The sequence below is a fragment of the Corallococcus sp. bb12-1 genome, assembly GCF_026626765.1.
Lineage (GTDB): Bacteria > Myxococcota > Myxococcia > Myxococcales > Myxococcaceae > Corallococcus > Corallococcus terminator.
Window position 1 is genome coordinate 519,439 of record NZ_JAPNJZ010000007.1, and the last position, 15,631, is coordinate 535,069.

At 69.9% G+C, this 15,631-nt stretch carries 15 protein-coding genes; 9 read left to right on the forward strand and 6 right to left on the reverse strand.

The genetic code is table 11. From position 1 onward, the window contains the following. Position 1: 1 nt before the first annotated feature. The 4 genes from OV208_RS12765 (at position 2) to OV208_RS12780 (ending at position 4,721) form a co-directional block, all read left to right on the forward strand. Positions 2-1,108: a class I SAM-dependent methyltransferase gene (locus tag OV208_RS12765; RefSeq protein WP_267574106.1), complete on the forward strand. Its 1,107-nt coding sequence runs from the start codon at positions 2-4 to the stop codon at positions 1,106-1,108. A 169-nt stretch (positions 1,109-1,277) separates the two neighbouring features. Next, positions 1,278-1,967 (forward strand): RedB protein, encoded by a 690-nt coding sequence (locus OV208_RS12770; protein WP_267574107.1) that lies wholly within the window; start codon positions 1,278-1,280, stop codon positions 1,965-1,967. Further along, positions 1,967-3,466 (forward strand): methyl-accepting chemotaxis protein, encoded by a 1,500-nt coding sequence (locus OV208_RS12775; RefSeq protein WP_267574108.1) that lies wholly within the window; start codon positions 1,967-1,969, stop codon positions 3,464-3,466. The genes OV208_RS12770 and OV208_RS12775 overlap by 1 nt, the downstream gene beginning before the upstream one ends. A 43-nt stretch (positions 3,467-3,509) precedes the next feature. Then, positions 3,510-4,721, forward strand: a complete 1,212-nt coding sequence (locus tag OV208_RS12780; protein ID WP_267574109.1) for a proprotein convertase P-domain-containing protein — start codon at positions 3,510-3,512, stop codon at positions 4,719-4,721. 107 nt (positions 4,722-4,828) lie between these two features. Here the strand turns inward: OV208_RS12780 and OV208_RS12785 are convergent, their stop codons facing one another. Together OV208_RS12785 and OV208_RS12790 are read right to left on the reverse strand one after the other, a co-directional pair. Next, positions 4,829-6,904, reverse strand: coding sequence for a protein kinase domain-containing protein (locus tag OV208_RS12785; protein WP_267574110.1), 2,076 nt, complete (start codon positions 6,902-6,904; stop codon positions 4,829-4,831). Between the two features lie 53 nt (positions 6,905-6,957). Beyond that, positions 6,958-8,298, reverse strand: coding sequence for a trypsin-like peptidase domain-containing protein (locus OV208_RS12790; protein ID WP_267574111.1), 1,341 nt, complete (start codon positions 8,296-8,298; stop codon positions 6,958-6,960). 267 nt (positions 8,299-8,565) lie between these two features. Between OV208_RS12790 and OV208_RS12795 the strand changes: the two genes are divergently transcribed. After that, positions 8,566-9,573, forward strand: coding sequence for a sensor histidine kinase (locus OV208_RS12795; RefSeq protein WP_267574112.1), 1,008 nt, complete (start codon positions 8,566-8,568; stop codon positions 9,571-9,573). 4 nt (positions 9,574-9,577) lie between these two features. Here OV208_RS12795 and OV208_RS12800 read toward each other — a convergent pair whose 3' ends face one another. Then, positions 9,578-10,615: an agmatinase family protein gene (locus OV208_RS12800; protein WP_267574113.1), complete on the reverse strand. Its 1,038-nt coding sequence runs from the start codon at positions 10,613-10,615 to the stop codon at positions 9,578-9,580. Positions 10,616-10,718: 103 nt separating this feature from the next. Here OV208_RS12800 and OV208_RS12805 point away from each other — a divergent pair, with 103 nt between their 5' ends. Further along, the gene (locus tag OV208_RS12805) at positions 10,719-11,165 is read left to right on the forward strand and encodes an MmcQ/YjbR family DNA-binding protein (RefSeq protein ID WP_267574114.1); all 447 of its coding nucleotides are present in this window, start codon (positions 10,719-10,721) and stop codon (positions 11,163-11,165) included. On the opposite strand, the gene OV208_RS12810 is transcribed toward OV208_RS12805, so the two are convergent. Further along, positions 11,162-12,154 (reverse strand): NAD(P)H-quinone oxidoreductase, encoded by a 993-nt coding sequence (locus OV208_RS12810; RefSeq protein ID WP_267574115.1) that lies wholly within the window; start codon positions 12,152-12,154, stop codon positions 11,162-11,164. The genes OV208_RS12805 and OV208_RS12810 overlap by 4 nt on opposite strands. A gap of 110 nt (positions 12,155-12,264) precedes the next feature. Between OV208_RS12810 and OV208_RS12815 the strand changes: the two genes are divergently transcribed. Next, a complete protein-coding gene (locus OV208_RS12815) occupies positions 12,265-12,468 on the forward strand; it encodes a DNA gyrase inhibitor YacG (RefSeq protein WP_120545030.1) in 204 nt (67 codons plus the stop codon). Between the two features lie 156 nt (positions 12,469-12,624). After that, entirely contained in the window at positions 12,625-13,701 is a 1,077-nt protein-coding gene (locus tag OV208_RS12820) for a lysylphosphatidylglycerol synthase transmembrane domain-containing protein (RefSeq protein WP_267574116.1), read from the forward strand. A 38-nt stretch (positions 13,702-13,739) separates the two neighbouring features. Here OV208_RS12820 and OV208_RS12825 read toward each other — a convergent pair whose 3' ends face one another. Then, a complete protein-coding gene (locus tag OV208_RS12825; protein ID WP_267574286.1) occupies positions 13,740-14,225 on the reverse strand; it encodes a hypothetical protein in 486 nt (161 codons plus the stop codon). Between the two features lie 169 nt (positions 14,226-14,394). Continuing rightward, entirely contained in the window at positions 14,395-14,649 is a 255-nt protein-coding gene (locus OV208_RS12830; RefSeq protein ID WP_267574117.1) for a ribbon-helix-helix domain-containing protein, read from the reverse strand. A gap of 393 nt (positions 14,650-15,042) precedes the next feature. Between OV208_RS12830 and OV208_RS12835 the strand changes: the two genes are divergently transcribed. Beyond that, positions 15,043-15,615: a TMEM165/GDT1 family protein gene (locus OV208_RS12835; RefSeq protein ID WP_267574287.1), complete on the forward strand. Its 573-nt coding sequence runs from the start codon at positions 15,043-15,045 to the stop codon at positions 15,613-15,615. Positions 15,616-15,631 lie beyond the last annotated feature (16 nt).

The window sequence follows — 15,631 nt, forward strand, 5'->3', positions numbered from 1 at the left end:
CATGGCGGAGACCCAGAAGGCCGCGACGCTCATCGTGGTGGCCCACCCCGAGGACGTGGTCCGACTGTTCAGCACCGTCGCCGGGGGCGCGGACCTCGCGGTGGTGACGGAGGATGGCGGCGCCGGCCGGGAGCTGGAGGCGGTGGGCAGGGCCCTGGGCGCACGCACCACGCACCTGCTCCTGTCCCCATCGGAGATTGGCCCCTGGTGCCGCGAGCAGCGCGAGCAGGGCAACCCGAGAGTTTTCACGCACAGCCCCCAGGAGGAGGCGCCGTTGCACCGCGAGGTGGCGGTGCTCGTCAGTCGCGTCTTCGAGCGGCTGTGGGTGCCCTCCACGGGCGCGCGTCCCACGGTGTGCACGGTGCTGGACGACGCGGCCTTCGAGCGGAAGCTCGGCCTGCTCAACACTCTGTACCGGGAACGCCCCGACGGGGCCCAGGGTGGTGCCTGCACGGATCCGCTGCGAGACGGCCCCGGCATCGAGGCCTTCACCGAGGTCCGCTCCACGGACATGGTGCGCGCCCTGTCCCTCACCAAGCCGGAGATCTTCTCAGAGCTCGCGGACCCCTGGGGCTTCGCCGGCTCCAGCTACGAAGGGAAACGCTTCGCGCTCACCGCGAAGGTGCTGGAGTCGCTGTGCCACGCGTCGCCTCCGCCCCGGCGCGTGGTGGACGTGGGCGCCTGCGAGGGAATGATGACCGAACACCTGCTGTCGCTCTTTCCCCACGCGAGCGTCCAGGCCGTGGAGTCCGAGCCCCGCTTCGCCGCCCGCCTGCGGGAACGGCTGGGAGGCCATGCGCGCGTGCGCGTCGTGGAGGCGTCCGCGGAGGACGTGGCGCTGGAGGCCGACCTCGTGCTGCTCGCCGAAGTCCTCTACTACCTGTCCGACGACGCGTGCGCGGACCTCCTGGACCGCGTGCGCGCCTCCCACCTGCTCACCTCCTACGGAGGGGGCTTTGGCGCGAAGGTGCACGCGGCGCTCGCCGAGCGCGGCTGGAAGGTTGTCACCTCCTCGACGCTTGCCGGCCGCATCGAGCCCGTGGACGGCGTCTGGAGTCCCTTGCTGGTGCGACGAGCAGGCACCGAAATCCGGCTCTGGAAACGGTGATAACAGGAATTCAAAGGCATAGGCCCAGGCTCTCAAGGAAGAGCGTGGGCGGTTTTCTCAAGGCCCGTGAATTTCTCAAAAGTGAGTGTTGCTTCCTGTTCCAACGACAGGGCTTGCTTGCTTGAAACCGTGTTGCCAATGCCACGGGAACTCACCAGCATGAGCGGGCATGGCCACCCCGGTAGTCGCCCATGGCCCCCTGGATACCCCGGCCCGGGTATCGCGTGACGAGGGTCTGAAACATCCTCACGCGCTCCGTCGTGTGGCCCTGCCGTGGTTCGTGGCGCTGTGGCTCCTGGCCTCCGCGCTGGGCTCGGGGCTGATGTGGTCGCACGCGAGCGCGGCCGGCCCTGCCGCCACGCCGCCCTCGCGCCTGCCGGAATCGCTCGCGCCCGTGCGCGGCCCCGGGGCGTGGTCGCTGCTCGTCTTCCTCCATCCCCAGTGTGCCTGTTCGCGCGCGACGCTCACGGAGCTTGAGAAGCTCACGGCCCACGCGGGCGGTCGGCTCGCCACGCGCGTGTTCATCTGGGCTCCGAGCGAAGCGCCCGCGGACTTCGTGCGCTCGGAGCTGTGGACGCGCGCCCAGGCGTTGCCCGGCGTGGAGGTGGTGGCGGACGTGGACGGGCAGGCGGCACGCGAAGCGGGCGCGCGGACGTCCGGTCAGGTGGTGCTGTTCTCACCGGAGGGTGAGGAGCGCTTCAGCGGGGGCATCACCCCCGCACGAGGCCACGAGGGGGACAGCGCGGGCAACCTCGCCATCCGTGCGCTCGTGGATGCCGAAGCGCCGGGGAGCCTCGCGGCGCCTGTCTTTGGCTGTGCCCTGGAACCCCCCCAGCGTCCGTCCGGCGAGACCCCGTGATGAGAATCCACCTGTCCGACGCCGACGTGGCCGTGCGGGCGCGGCAGCTCTTCGAAGCGCAGTGTCTGTCATTGAGCCAGCGCACCGACCGGACCTTCATCGTCCTGATGGTTTTGCAGTGGGTGGCGGGTCTCGCGGCGGCGCTGCTCCTGTCGCCCCGGGCATGGGCCGGGCTGGAGAGCGCGGTCCACTTCCACGTGTGGGCGGCGGTGGGGATGGGGCTGCTCTTCGGAGGGCTGCCGGTGGTGCTCGCGCTGACGCGCTCCGGACGGGCGTCCACGCGGCACGTCATCGCGGTAGGGCAGGCGTTGATGTCCGGGCTGCTCATCCACCTGATGGGGGGCCGCATCGAGACGCACTTCCACATCTTCGGTTCGCTGGCGCTGCTGGCCATCTACCGGGATTGGCGGGTGCTCATCACGTTCAGCGGCGTGGTGGCGGCGGACCACTTCCTGCGCGGTGCGCTCTGGCCGGAGTCCATCTTCGGGGCGCACGCGAAGGAGTCCTGGAGGTGGATGGAGCACGCGGCCTGGGTGGTGTTCGAGGATGTCTTCCTCATCGTCTCCTGTGTGCAGGGCCAGCGGGACCTGAGGGCGTCGGCGTTGCGGGAGGCGCAGTTGGAGTTGTCCCAGCACGCGGTGGAGGAGCGGGTCGTCCGGCCGCTGGTGGGCTCCGCGGACGCGCTGCGCGACTCCATGCGGACGCTGTCCGAGTCCACGAAGCAGCAGCGCGAGGACCTGACCCGTCAGGCCCGGGCGCTGAACGAGACGCAGGTGACGGCGGAGCAGATCCGCCAGACGTCGCTCGTGGCCTCCGAACAGGCGGCCCGGGTGCTGCGCTCGACGGAGGAGGCCGGGGACGTGGGCGCGGCGGTGGAGGACGCCATCGGCCGGAGCGTGGAGGGCCTGGCGGAGATCCGCGCGCAGGTGGGGGACATCTCCGAGCGCATCCAGGGGCTCGCGGCGTACACGGAGAAGATTGGCGGCATCACGCGGACGGTTCAGGACCTGGCGGACCAGTCCAACGTGTTGGCCATCAACGCGGCCATCGAGGCGGCGCGGGTGGGCGATGCGGGCCGGGGCTTCGCGGTGGTGGCGCGCGAGATCCGCCACCTCTCGTCGCAGTCGGTGGCGGCCACGCAGCAGGTGCGCACGGTGCTGGAGGACACGCGCTCGCGCATCCAGGGGGTGGTGGACCTCACGCGCCAGGGAGGGGAGCGCATGGGGAGGGGCATCGACACCATCCGCGAATCAGGGGACCGGCTGCGCAGGTTGTCCGGGCTGGTGCAGGGCAACGCGGATGCCGTCCGCCAGATTTCAGCGTCGGTAAGCCAGCAGTCGGCGGGCGTGTCGCAGATCTTCTCCGCCGTCACGGACCTGACCGAGATGATGGATGCGTCGGTGGCCCGGGTGGAGGCCACCCACGAGGCGGCGGACACGCTCCAGCACGTCACCGACCAGGTGCACGGCGTCATCGGTTTGTATCAGCGCGGAACCTGACACGTCACCGACAGGCCCCCCTTTCATGGAGTACATGGAGGCCATGACCTCCAGACTCCGACGTTTCCTGTCGTTTTCCTCGATTCCACTCCTGTTGAGCTGCGGCGCCGCCGCGGTGTCGGACGGGTCCGCTCCCGCGCTGGTGTCGCAGGGGCAGGAACTGGCCACGGGCACGCCCGCCGGCAACGGCGTGGTGCTGTTCCTCAACGATTACTCGACGACGCTGGCGGTGTTGGACACGCAGGTGCCGTTGAACCTCCTGGCCGCGCAGAGCCTGATGGACTGGCGCGAGGGCCCGGACGGCGTCCTGCACACCGGGGATGACCGGCGCTTCGTCTCCATCGAGCAGGTGGACGCGGTGCCCAACGTGGGTCCGGCGGCGCTCGCGGCGCTGGAGACCTACGCGCGGGGCACGGGCCGCGTGGAGCTGCCGGTGGACGGTTGGGTGGGCACGTTCCAGGGCGTGACGTTCAACGTGGCGGAGGCGCGCCGGGCGCTGGCGGTGGTGAATGCTCAGAGCGCGAGCGCGTTGCAGGCGAGCTACGGCGTGTCGGCGGCGGCGGCGAACGCCATCGTATCGGCGCGGCCGTTCTTCCACATCCTGAAGCTGGGGCGGCTGCCGGCCATGGACGGCACGTCGCTGCAGAACCTCAAGACGGCGACGCAGCAGGCGGCCGAAGGTGAGCCCTGCACCGGCGCGACGACGTGTCAGTCGGGCCTTTCGTGCAATGGCATTCCGGGCGACGCCTCCAGCCCATACGGCCGCTGCATCACCACCGCGCCGACCCCGGGGGACGGCGAGTCCTGTTCGCTGTTCGTGCCGTGCCAGTCGGGGCTGACGTGCCACGGCCTGGCGTCCGGCGCGACGGAGGGCTGGTGCCGGCCCGCGTGGATGGAAGGCGAGTTCACGGCGTACTCGGACCTGACGTTGCAAGGCAACACGACGCCGCAGATGTCAACGCAGCCGGTGGTGGGGCTGGCGACGGTGCCGGAGGACATCACGGTGGAGCTGGACCTGGCGCACAACAACCCGTCCAAGCTGGTGCTGACGTTGGAGGATCCGGGTGGTGAGACGGCGCTCCTGTGGGACGGGCCGAACGAAGGCACGCCGCCCAAGCGCATCCCGGTGACGCGCGGCATCCCGCGTGACGGCACCATCAACGGGCTGTGGAAGCTGCACGTCGTCAACCCGTCGGGCGTGGGCAACGGCAAGCTGCGCGAGTGGAAGCTGAAGCTGAACAGCCGCTGGGACTGATGCGGTTGTGATTGAGGGGGCCGGGGACGACGTCCCGGCCTCCTACACTGCTGAAAACCCAGCACCCGTCGAGGGCGCTGGGCTTCGGATGACGCGGGGGCGGGGGATTACTCCTCGGCTTCTTGGGGCTCCTCGAAGTTCACGTCGAAGTTGACGCGCTGGCCGGGCTCGATGGTGAAGGTCTTCTGCCAGCGCGACGGGCCCACGGTGACGAGCAGGCGGTGGTAGCCCTCGTACACGTCCAACTCCTCGACGGGGACGGTGCCTGCGGGCTTCCCGTCGATGCTGACGTTCGCGCCAGCGGGGCCTCGCACGTTGATGAAGGCCTTGTTGAGGAAGAACTGGAACGCGGAGCGACCGGTGGCGGCCACCGTGACGGTGCGCGACACGGAGATGCCGAGCGCGCCGTTGGTGAAGGTGAGCAGGTGCCGGCCCGGGGGCAGCGGCACGGACAGCGGCGTGCGGCCCAGCAGCGTGGTGGTGCTGTTGAGCGTGACCTCCACGCGCGGCTCCACCGTGAGATCCAGCATGCCCATGACGGGGCCTGCGTCCACGATGCCGGCATCCACGCCCGCGTCCTCGACACCCGCGTCGAAGGGCGCGGCCACGACGGCGGGGATCCCCGCGTCGAAGGTCTCCACCGTCATGGTGCCCTGCAACTGGCGCTGGATGACCACCGCGCCCGCGCCGAGCGTCAATGCCAGACCACCGACGACATACGGAATCCACGCACGAGAGGGCTTCTGCGCCGGTGCGGCCACCTGTGCCGTGGGGCTCGCCGCACCACCGAAGATGGGGCCCGAGGGACGGGTGTCCGTGCTGGGCGCCGCGCCCTGTGAGGACGTCGAGGACGGGGCGGTCGCGGTCGCACCCTGAGCCGCATTCGAACCCTGCGCCTGAGTGCTCGCGCCCTTCGATGCCGCCGCGCCCTGTGCAGCCAAGTTCATGCCCTGCGTGGCACCAGGGCCCTGAGCACCCGTAGCGCCCTGAGCGGTCGCGGTGCCCTGCGCGCTCGACGAAGTGCCCTGCGCCCCTGCCTGCGAAGCCGTGCCCTGTGACGCGGAAGCCGAAGCCGTGGACGACACGGTCGCGGTCGCCGCACCCGTCGCCTGTGCACTGGAAGCCGCCGTGCTCGCCGCCACCGTGGGCTCCGGCGCCGAGTTCACCTCCGGCACCAGGTTCTTCACGGGCTCCGCGAGCCCCGCACCCTGCGCCAGGATCTCCGCGACCTGCGGCGCGGACATGCCAGCCTTCGCGAGCGCCTCCGCGATGCCCAGCTCAATCGTCTTGCGCCGCGCCGCGCGCGCATCGCTCTCCGGAGGGAAGAGCTTCGCCAGGTGCTCCGCGAAGGACTCATGCGTCGGCAGCTTGCCGATGGCATCCACCACCGCCTCGCGGAACGCGAGCGCCGTAGGGTAGCGCTCCAGCGCGCGCTTGTTCGTCGCCCGGCGCACGATGGCGTCCAGCTTGAGCGGCACGTCGGGCGGCATCGGCGGCAGCGCGCGGTTGAGCACCGCCTTGTCCGGATCCGCCGACTCCTTGAAGGGCATCTTCCCCGTGAGGCACTCGTGCAGCGTGAGCCCCAGAAGGAACACGTCCGACTGCACGTTGACGGCTTCGCGTCCGCCCAGCAGTTGCTCCGGGGACGTGTACGCGCGGCGGTTCTTCACGCGCTTGCCGCCGCGCTCACGGGGCGCCACGGACAGCGCGCCGTAGCCGGTCACCTTCGTGAAGCCGGTGAACGACACCATCAGCGTCTCGGGCCGGATGTCTCCGTGCACGAACGGCGAACCGTCGTCGTTGCCCGCGACGTGCGCGTAGTGCAGGCCCATCGCCGCATCCGCGACGACGAGCGCGGCGAACGCGGGCGACATGCGTGGATGGACTTCCAGGACGCGGCGCAGCGGCTCGCCGTCGGCGAACTCGGTGACACGCGCGAGCCCTCCATCCAGCTTCTCCAGGCCGTAGACGCGCAGGATGTTCGGGTGCTCGAAGACGATGGCGCGGTTCGTCTCGCGCTCCAGCCGCGCCACCAGCTCCGGGTTCTGGGCGATGTCCGGCGGTGCCCAGATGAGCACCACGGGACGGGGCGTGGCGCCATCCTCCAGCGCCAGTCCGAGGAAGGCCCGCGAGCCCTCTCCGGCGAGGAGGGGACCGAGTGATTGGTAGCGAGGCGAACTCATGGGAACGGCATGCTAGTGCCCTTCCCGTCGATCCTGGAATCCCCGCGTAACGACTACAGCCTCTGCCCTTCGAACGGCAGTGTCAGGTGGTACGCGTAGCGACCGCGACGCACGAGCAACAGCACGCTACGTCCCCGTCGCGCTGTGAGCAGGCCTTCACGGAAAGTGTCAGCTGTCGGAACCGGCTGATTGTTCATCCGCAAGAGCACATCTCCCGACTCCAGGCCAATCTCCGACGCGGCGGAGCCCGGACGCACCGCGGAGATCGCCATCCCGTTTTTATTCTCCTTCACCCGGAGTCCTAGCCGTTCCCACGCCAGGTTTTCGAGCAGGCGGGCAGGAAATTCAATCGGCGTCACCTGCACGGTGCGGCTTGAGCCTGCTCGGAAGAGCACCAGGGGGAAGACCGAGCGGGCCGGATAGCCGCGTACGCGCGAGTCGAAATCCTCGGCGTCCTGGATGCGTGAACCCCCCAGTTCGGCCACCACGTCACCGCGTTGGACGCCCGCCTGCGAGGCCGGACTGTCGGGCTCCACGTTCGTCACCACCGCACCGTAGGTGCGATCCCACCCGAGCCGCGCGGCGACCTGAGCGGGGAGGTTCGTCGTGTCCATGCCCACCCAGGCGGGGCGCACCTTCCCGAAGCGCGTGAGCTCCTCCACGATGCGCCGCACCTTGTCCGCGGGGATGGCGAAGCCGATGCCCTGACCGTTCGCGTAGATGGCGGTGTTGATGCCGATGATCTCCCCGTCCACGTTGAGCAGCGGCCCGCCGGAGTTGCCCGGGTTGATGGCCGCGTCCGTCTGGATGAAGTCGTTGTAGACGCGGTCGTCGGCGCGGAAGGTGCGGCCGGTGGCGGACACCACGCCCGCCGTCACCGTCTTGCTCAGGCCGAACGGGCTGCCAATGGCCACCACCGTCTCGCCAATCATCAGGTCGGAGCTGGTGCCCAGCTTCGCGGTGGGCAGGGGCTGCTTCGCGTTCACCTTGAGCACGGCCAGGTCGTTGTTGGCATCACTGCCCACCACCTCCGCGTCGAAGGTGCGCCCATCCGCGAGCACCACGTGGATGGCGGACGCGCCCCGGATGACGTGGTCGTTGGTGACGATGATGCCCGACGCGTCGATGATGGCGCCGCTGCCCAGGCCCTGGATGCGCTGGCGCGTCTCCGGCTCCGCCATGCCCTGGCCGAAGAACTCCTCCAGCGGCGAGCGGGCGCGGCCCCGGAAGCGCGACTCCACCTCCTGCTCGGTGCCGATGTAGACGACCGCGGGAGAGACCTTCTGCACGACCTCCACCACGTCGCTGCGGCGCCGCGACAGGTCCGCGTGCGCGGGGAGCGCCAGGGTGAATCCCACCAGCAAGAGCCCCCACCGGATGTGTCCTGCCCTCATGTCCTTCCTCCGTGCGCCGCCAGGAAGCGTCTCCTGGAAGACAGTCTGAATGTCGGGAAGGCCCCAGCCATTCCCGGGGTGTCTGGATGCGGCGTCCGGCTCTTCATAGACCAGGGACCTGAAGGTGCAACCGTGAGCGAACGCACTTTCAGGCAGAACGTCCCGGTCCCCGCCTGATTGCGCACCCGGGGGAGTGAGGGGGACCTGAGCCTGCGTCCCGGCGCGGCGTGTTTCTTGAAGCCCGCGGGGGCGTAGGAGTCCTTTGACATGAGTCTCGTCCTGGTCGCGGATGACGAACCGGCGGTGCTGGAGGTGCTGAGCCAGGTGGTGGAGGACCTGGGGCACGACGTCGTGCGCGCACGGGATGGCGAGGAGGCGCTGGCGCTGGCGCGCTCGCGAAGGCCGCAGCTCGTGGTGACGGACCACATGATGCCGCGCATGAGTGGCATGGAGCTGTGCAGCCGCCTGAAGCAGGAGCCCGGCCTGCGCGAGGTGCCCATCATCCTGTTGAGCGCGGTGCTCCAGCAGGGCTCGCCGGACTCGACCGCGTTCCTCAATAAGCCGTTCGAGATCAACGACTTCGAAGCGCTGATCCGCCGCGTGCTGGAGGAAGCCCCCGAGGCATCCCACGCGCCCGCGACGCCGGTGGAGGCGCTGGGCCAGTGGGTGGCGCGCACGCTCCAGGGTCCGCTGGAGGCCGCGCGCGTCCAACTGCTGAAGCTGGAGGGCCTGTCGCCCCCGACCCAGGACGCGGTGACCGCGTTGGGCGCGCAGCTCCAGTCACTGGAGCGGATGGGCCAGCACCTCCAGGACGCGGCGAGCCTGAGTGCGGGCAGCCTGACGTTGCAGCCGGTGGAGGGTGAGCTGAGAGCGCACCTGGAGGCCTCGGTGGAGCGGTGTCGCACGCTGGGGCCCGGGGTGCCGGTGGAGCTGGTGGTGCCCGAGGAGCCGGTGGCGCTGCGCTTCGACGCGGCCCGCCTGGGGCGGGTGTTCGACGTGCTGTTGTCGAACGCGGCCCGGCAGGGTGGGGTGCGCGTGGAGCTGCGGGTGTCCGACGCGCGGGTGTTGGTGTGCGTGAGCGACCCGGGGCCGGGCATCCCCGAAGCGGAGCTGCCCCGGCTGTTCCAGCCCTTCCCGGACGGACCGGCCCGGGGGGATGCGCTGGGGCTCTACGTGGCCTCGGAGCTGGCGAAGCTGCACGGCGGCGCGCTGTCGGCCGAGTCGGTGCCCGGCCGGGGCGCGACGTTCAGTGTGTCCCTGCCGCGAGGGGCCTGAGGCTTCAGGCCTTCTGCGACTTCAGCATCCAGCCGATCATCTTGTAGAGCAGGCGGGCGCCCACGTTGGCGTCCCACTCGCTGCCCTCGGGGTCGGGGGCCACTTCGGTCAGGTCGAAGCCGACGATGGTGCGGCCCGAACGCACGACGCCCGCGACGAGCGCGGTGGCCTCCGGGAAGGACAGGCCGCCGGGCACGGGGGTGCCGGTGTGCGGGCACAGCACGGGATCCAACCCGTCGATGTCGAACGACAGGTAGACCTGCTGCGGAAGCTTGTCGACGATCTGCTTCACCTGCTGGTTCCAGGGCAGGCCGTCGAAGCGGTTGTTCTGGAGGGTGGCGTCGAAGAACGCCTGGATGCGCCCGCCGGAGTTCTCGATGTAGCGGTGCTCGTTCTCGCTCATGTCGCGCAGGCCGACCTGGACGAGCGTCTTCACGCCGGGGATGCGCTCCACGACGTTGTAGAAGATGGACGCGTGTGACCAGGTGAAGCCCTCGTAGGCGACGCGCAGGTCGGCGTGCGCATCCAGGTGGAGCACACCCATGCCGGGGTACTTCTCCGCGTGGGCCTGGATGATGCCGAAGGAGATGGCGTGGTCTCCGCCCACGGCGGCCACGCACTTGCCCTGCTCCAACCAGTGCTTCGCGGTGCGGTAGACGTGGTCGTTGAGCTTCTCGCTGAAGGCGTTGACGTCGCGCGCGGCGGCGAGGAGTTCCGGCGTGCCGTCCTCGATGCCACCGGCCTCGATGACGATCTGGGCGCGCTCCTTGGCCTGGGTGTTCCATTCGTGGAGTTCGGCGGGGGCCTCCAGCATGGCGATGCCGCGCTCGTAGGGCCGGCCGGTCTCCACGTCGAACAGGTCCACCTGACGGCTGGCGTCCAGCAGGGCGGCGGGCCCGTCGGACGTGCCTCCGCCGTAGCTGGTGGTGGCCTCGAAGGGCACGGGGATGACGACGACGTGTGCCTCGTCGGGGGAGTGGGGGAGGCCGAAGATGCCGGAGCCCGGCTGCGCGGCGGCGGCGGGGTCGAAGTGGGTAGCCATGGCGGCGCAGGATACGGTTCCGCCTTCCGCGTGCAACGGCTTCCGTGCTGCCTGGCGGCCTGGGGCTACAGTTCGGGCCTCAGGCGGTGACTGGAGGGGTGAGATGGCGACGAAGCAGGCAAAGCTGGTGAAGCGCAAGGGCCGGCTCACGGTGGACGACGTGCGGGAACTGGCGCTGGCGCTGCCCGCGACGGAAGAGCGTCCTTCCTACGGCACGCCAGGATTCCGCGTGAGCGACAAGCTCTTCGCGCGCGTGCTGGATGATGACTCCATCGTCATCAAGGTGGACTTCGACCACCGCGAGGCCCTGCTGCAAACCCAGCCAGACGTCTTCCGTGTCACGCCGCACTACCAGGACTGGCCCATGGTCATCGTGCAGCTCACCACGGTGACGCGGCCCCTGCTGCAATCCCTGCTCAAGGAGGCGTGGCGCCGGTGCGCATCAGCCAAGGTGCTCAAGGCCGAGCTGTCTTCTTCGCCTGAAACATCCGCGCCGCGAACGGTCAAGAAGGCCCCCGCCAGGAAGCGGAGCCCTGTCCGGAAAACCTAATCGTCCCAGCGCACCACGAGCTTCCCCACCGTGCTGTTGCCCGCCATCCGCTCCAACCCGGAGCGGATGTCCGTCATGGGCAGCACCTCGTCCACCACGGCCTTCAGCGCGCCCGATTCGAACAGCGGAAGCAACTGCCGCTCCGCCGCCTGCGTCAGGGCCATCTTCTCCTCGGCCGGCCGGCTCCGGAGCACCGTGCCCGTGATCCGCAGCCGCTTGCGCATCACCACGCCCAGGTCCACGTCCGCGCGGCTCCCCGCCACGGCCCCCACCTGCATCAGCCGGCCCCGGGGCGCCATCGCCTTCAGTGACTCCGGCAGGTAGTTGCCGCCCACTAGGTCCAGGCACACGTCCGCGCCCCGGCCTCCCGTCGCCGCCAGCACCGCGTCCGCGAACACGGGCGGCGATGATTCACAGAGCACCGTCCGCGCCACGCCCCACTCCGACGCCCGCGCCAGCTTGGAGGCATTGCGCCCCGTGCCCACCACGCGCACGCCCATCGCCCGGCAGAGCAGGGCCGCCGCGGAGCCCACGCCGCTCGCCACCGCGTGCACCAGCACCGTCTCCCCGGGCCGCAGGTCCGCCTGGAGCACCAGCGCGTCCCAGGCCGTCAGGTACGCCTCCGGCAGCGCCGCCGCGTCCGCGAAGTCCATCCCTTGCGGCATGCGCAGCACCTCGCGCTCGTGCGTGGTGAGCACCTCGCTCCACGCGCCCCCTCCCACCAGCCCCATCACCCGGTCCCCCACCTGGAACTTCCGCGCCCGGGACCCCACCGCCACCACCTCGCCCGCGTACTCCAGGCCCGGCACGTCCTGCGGAACATCCTGCGGTGGTGGATAGGCGCCCCGCACCTGGAGCAGGTCCGCCCGGTTCAGCGCGCTCGCGCGCACCCGCACCTGGACGTCGTTCGGACCCGGGACTGGCTCCGGCCGCTCGTCGAACGCGAGGACTTCCGGACCGCCCGGCTGGGTGATGCGCACGACCTTCATGGGGGAACTCCGCGAAGCGTGTGAGCGGTCATGGGGGTCGGCTGCACGGCGGAACCACGAAACGTCCTGGCCCGCCGGAGCGTCAAGGCTTATCTAGGACTCCATCCGCCATGCCACTTCCGCCGTGTCCCATCTGTCAGAAGCCCGTGCCTCCGCGTCCGGAGAACACCTCCCAACCCTTCTGCTCCCGCCGCTGCCGCGCCGTCGACCTGGGCCGCTGGCTGGGGGAGGAGTACCGCGTGCCTGACCGGCAGGTGGATGAGCAGGAGGACGAGCTGCCGCCCGACGGCTCCAACCGGGGTCACGACGCCTGAGCGCCGTACCTTCGGGAGGTTGAAGAATTCTTCCGGGACGTTGAGCGACGGGGCAGGGGAGCGCGCCGTCGTGGGGCCCACGTGCGTGCGGACCCGGGGGCCGGGGCCGGCCGTGCTGCTGGAGTCGCAAAGGCAGGGAGGATATACCCGGCCGCCGTGAAACGCGCCGTCAACCTGATTGCCAGCCTGCTCGTCACCGCCGCCTTCATGTGGTGGGCCTTCCGGGACACGGACGTGTCCACGCAGATCGCCAGCCTCAAGGCGGCCAACTACGCGTGGGTGCTGCCGTACTTCCTGTGCCTGACCCTCGTGCACGTGTTCCGCACGCTGCGCTGGGGTGCGTTGCTGTCGGGCCTGGAGCGCGTGCCGTTCGGCAAGCTCAACGAAGCGTCCGGCATCGGCTTCATGATGCTGCTGGTGCTGCCGTTCCGACTGGGGGAGTTCGCCCGGCCCTTCCTCATCGCCCAGCGCAGCTCCATCCGCCGCAGCGCGGCGATGACGTCCGTGGTGCTGGAGCGCATCGTGGATGGCCTCTTCGTCGCGGCCCTCTTCCGCGTGCTGCTCTTCTTCGTCCCGGTGGAGACGGAGGGCGTGCGGTACGTGAAGCTGGGCTCGTGGCTGATGTTCGGCGTGTTCGGCGGCGGGCTCCTGTTCCTGCTCCTGGGCCTGTGGCACCAGGAGACCACCGTGCGGCTCGTGCGCGCCACCGTGGGTCGCTTCTCGCCCTCGGTCGCGGACAAGGTGGCCGACATCGTGGACACCTTCGTGGGCGCCATGCGGCAGCTCCCCGACGGCCGGCACATCGCCCTCTTCTTCCTCTACACGGTGCTGTACTGGGCCGTGAACGGCTTCGGCATGGCGCTGCTCGCCCGCGCGTTCGACTGCTCCGGCGCTTCACCGGGCGTCGCCTGCGAGCCCATGGGCCTGTCGCTGTTCCAGTCGTACATCGTGATGTGCGTGCTGGTGGTGGGCGCGATGATTCCCGCCGCGCCCGGCATGGCGGGCACCTTCCAGGCCGCCATCAAGGTGGGCTTGAGCCTGTTCCTGCCCGCCGCCGTGGTGAACGCCCACGGGCTCGCCTACGCCAACGTGCTGTGGCTGTGTCAGACGGCGCAGCAGATCCTCTTCGGACTCATCCTGCTGTCCATCAGCCACATGTCCTTCCGCGAGTTGGCCGGGAACATGAAGAAGGACGGCGACGACGGCACCGTCACCCGTTCGACCACGGCCTGAGTACCGCACGCCGGCCCCGGCGGTGACGGGGCGGCTGTCTACGGCGTGGGCTGCGTGGCCTGCGTGGCACCGTCGGACGGCGAGGTCTGCGCCGGGGGCGGGACCTTCTGGTTGCGCACGCTGTTCTTCACCTGTTCGGTGACCGCGGCGGGGTCCACGGTGCCCTTGAAGGTGCCCAGGGGCGTCTGGAGCGTCTGCTCGCGGTTGGCGTTGCCCTCCGATCCCGGAGGGCCACAGAACGCCTTGTCCTCATCCTTAAGCGAACCCACGGGCGTGTGCACCGCCGTGCGCGTCTGCGTGGTCGCCTTGCCCACGAGGACGTTGTCGCGCATCAGCACGCAGTGGTCCTCGTCGAAGTACCAGGCCGACGAGCCATCCTGGAACTCCTGCGCCCGGGCCGGGCCCTTGCCCATGGTGTTCGCCACCTGGGCGGGCGTCATGCCGGGGTACAGCTGCTCGAAGCCGGACGTGGCGCAGCCGGTGGTGGCCAGCGCGAGGACGGCGGTCATCAGGGAGGGACGCATCAAGGTCAGGGGCTCCTGGAGACAAGGAAGGACCCGAACCTAGCGTGTTTCCCTCCTGGCTCGCTCCAGGGCGGGGCGGAGGACTACAGCTCCTGCTCCAGCCAGCGCCGCAGCCGTTCGCGCAGGGACAGGGCGCTCCGGCGGGAGTACCGCAGGGGCGCCGGGCGCATCACGACTCGCCTTGCGTCTTGGCGGGCATGCGGCCGTACTTGGACAGCAGGTCCTCGACCGCCTCACGCAGGTACTCGCTCTGGTGGATGCGGGTGCGCCGCGCCAGTTCGCGCAGCTTGTGGACCTGTTCCTCGGGCACGAGGACGTGGGTGGAGACGATGTCGGCCTCCGGGCTCCGGACCTCACCGGGTTCCACCGGAGACTGGGACGACGGAGCGTCGGGGCTCAGCGGGCTGGCGCTTCCATCCTGCATCGGGGCATCCTCCAGGCTTTTGCTGCTGCTACAGGCCGCTACCGACCTGTCCCCGGCATTAGGGGGGCAGCCTCTCGTGTCGTCAAAAAAAGGGACGCCAGACGTAGGAGCGCCCGGGCGCTGGGGATGTGTCGGGTTGACTCATCCGGGCCGCACTGCTACTTGCGACGACACGTAAGGGGAGTAGTTCACGCCGGCTGTAAGAGGCGTCGGGAAGCTCGACACACTGGCTGGAAACAGCCCGGGCCCCCACCTCGCGAAGCGCGCGAGACGAACGAGACCTTCGGACAGGGATTCAATGCTCCCTGGCCGAGGTCCGTCGTGCGCGCTCCCCCTGAAGCGCTCTCACCACGACACCTTTCGCGCCAGGGACTGGGAAGGGGAGCCTTCATGATGTCGTGGGAGTCCGTGCTCGGGTCGTTCGTCTTGGTCGCCGCCAGTGAGATGGGGGACAAGACGCAATTGCTGGCGTTCTCGCTGGCGTCGAAGTTCCGCAAGCCGTGGGTGGTGCTGGCCGGCATCCTCGTGGCCACCATCGCCAACCATGCGCTGGCGTCGTCGGTGGGCACCTGGGTGGCCACGCACGTGCCGGCGCGGGTGATGGCGTTGATCTTGGCGGTGCTGTTCCTGGGCTTCGGCCTGTGGACGCTGAAGCCCGACACGCTGGACGACGATGGAGGCAAGCTGCCGCGCTTTGGCGCCTTCCTCACCACCGTGGTGCTCTTCTTCCTGGCGGAGATGGGGGACAAGACGCAGCTTGCGACCATGGCGCTGGCCGCGCGCTACCAGGCGCCCGTGATGGTGACGCTGGGCAGCACGGCCGGGATGCTGGTGTCGGACGGCCTCGCCGTCTTCCTGGGCGACCGGCTGGCGGGACGGGTGCAGATGAAGTGGGTGCGGTGGGTGACCGCGGGGCTCTTCTTCATCTTCGGCGCCGTGTCGCTGTGGACGGCCTGGAGGAGCTGACACCCGGATGACGCGC

Excerpts from the sequence above, each read along its gene's own strand:
- OV208_RS12765 (WP_267574106.1), top strand. The coding sequence starts at position 2 with ATGGCGGAGACCCAGAAGGCCGCGACGCTCATCGTGGTGGCCCACCCC.
- OV208_RS12770 (WP_267574107.1), top strand. The coding sequence starts at position 1,278 with ATGGCCACCCCGGTAGTCGCCCATGGCCCCCTGGATACCCCGGCCCGG.
- OV208_RS12775 (WP_267574108.1), top strand. The coding sequence starts at position 1,967 with ATGAGAATCCACCTGTCCGACGCCGACGTGGCCGTGCGGGCGCGGCAG.
- OV208_RS12780 (WP_267574109.1), top strand. The coding sequence starts at position 3,510 with ATGACCTCCAGACTCCGACGTTTCCTGTCGTTTTCCTCGATTCCACTC.
- OV208_RS12785 (WP_267574110.1), bottom strand. The coding sequence starts at position 6,904 with ATGAGTTCGCCTCGCTACCAATCACTCGGTCCCCTCCTCGCCGGAGAG.
- OV208_RS12790 (WP_267574111.1), bottom strand. The coding sequence starts at position 8,298 with ATGAGGGCAGGACACATCCGGTGGGGGCTCTTGCTGGTGGGATTCACC.
- OV208_RS12795 (WP_267574112.1), top strand. The coding sequence starts at position 8,566 with ATGAGTCTCGTCCTGGTCGCGGATGACGAACCGGCGGTGCTGGAGGTG.
- OV208_RS12800 (WP_267574113.1), bottom strand. The coding sequence starts at position 10,615 with ATGGCTACCCACTTCGACCCCGCCGCCGCCGCGCAGCCGGGCTCCGGC.
- OV208_RS12805 (WP_267574114.1), top strand. The coding sequence starts at position 10,719 with ATGGCGACGAAGCAGGCAAAGCTGGTGAAGCGCAAGGGCCGGCTCACG.
- OV208_RS12810 (WP_267574115.1), bottom strand. The coding sequence starts at position 12,154 with ATGAAGGTCGTGCGCATCACCCAGCCGGGCGGTCCGGAAGTCCTCGCG.
- OV208_RS12815 (WP_120545030.1), top strand. The coding sequence starts at position 12,265 with ATGCCACTTCCGCCGTGTCCCATCTGTCAGAAGCCCGTGCCTCCGCGT.
- OV208_RS12825 (WP_267574286.1), bottom strand. The coding sequence starts at position 14,225 with ATGCGTCCCTCCCTGATGACCGCCGTCCTCGCGCTGGCCACCACCGGC.
- OV208_RS12830 (WP_267574117.1), bottom strand. The coding sequence starts at position 14,649 with ATGCAGGATGGAAGCGCCAGCCCGCTGAGCCCCGACGCTCCGTCGTCC.
- OV208_RS12835 (WP_267574287.1), top strand. The coding sequence starts at position 15,043 with ATGTCGTGGGAGTCCGTGCTCGGGTCGTTCGTCTTGGTCGCCGCCAGT.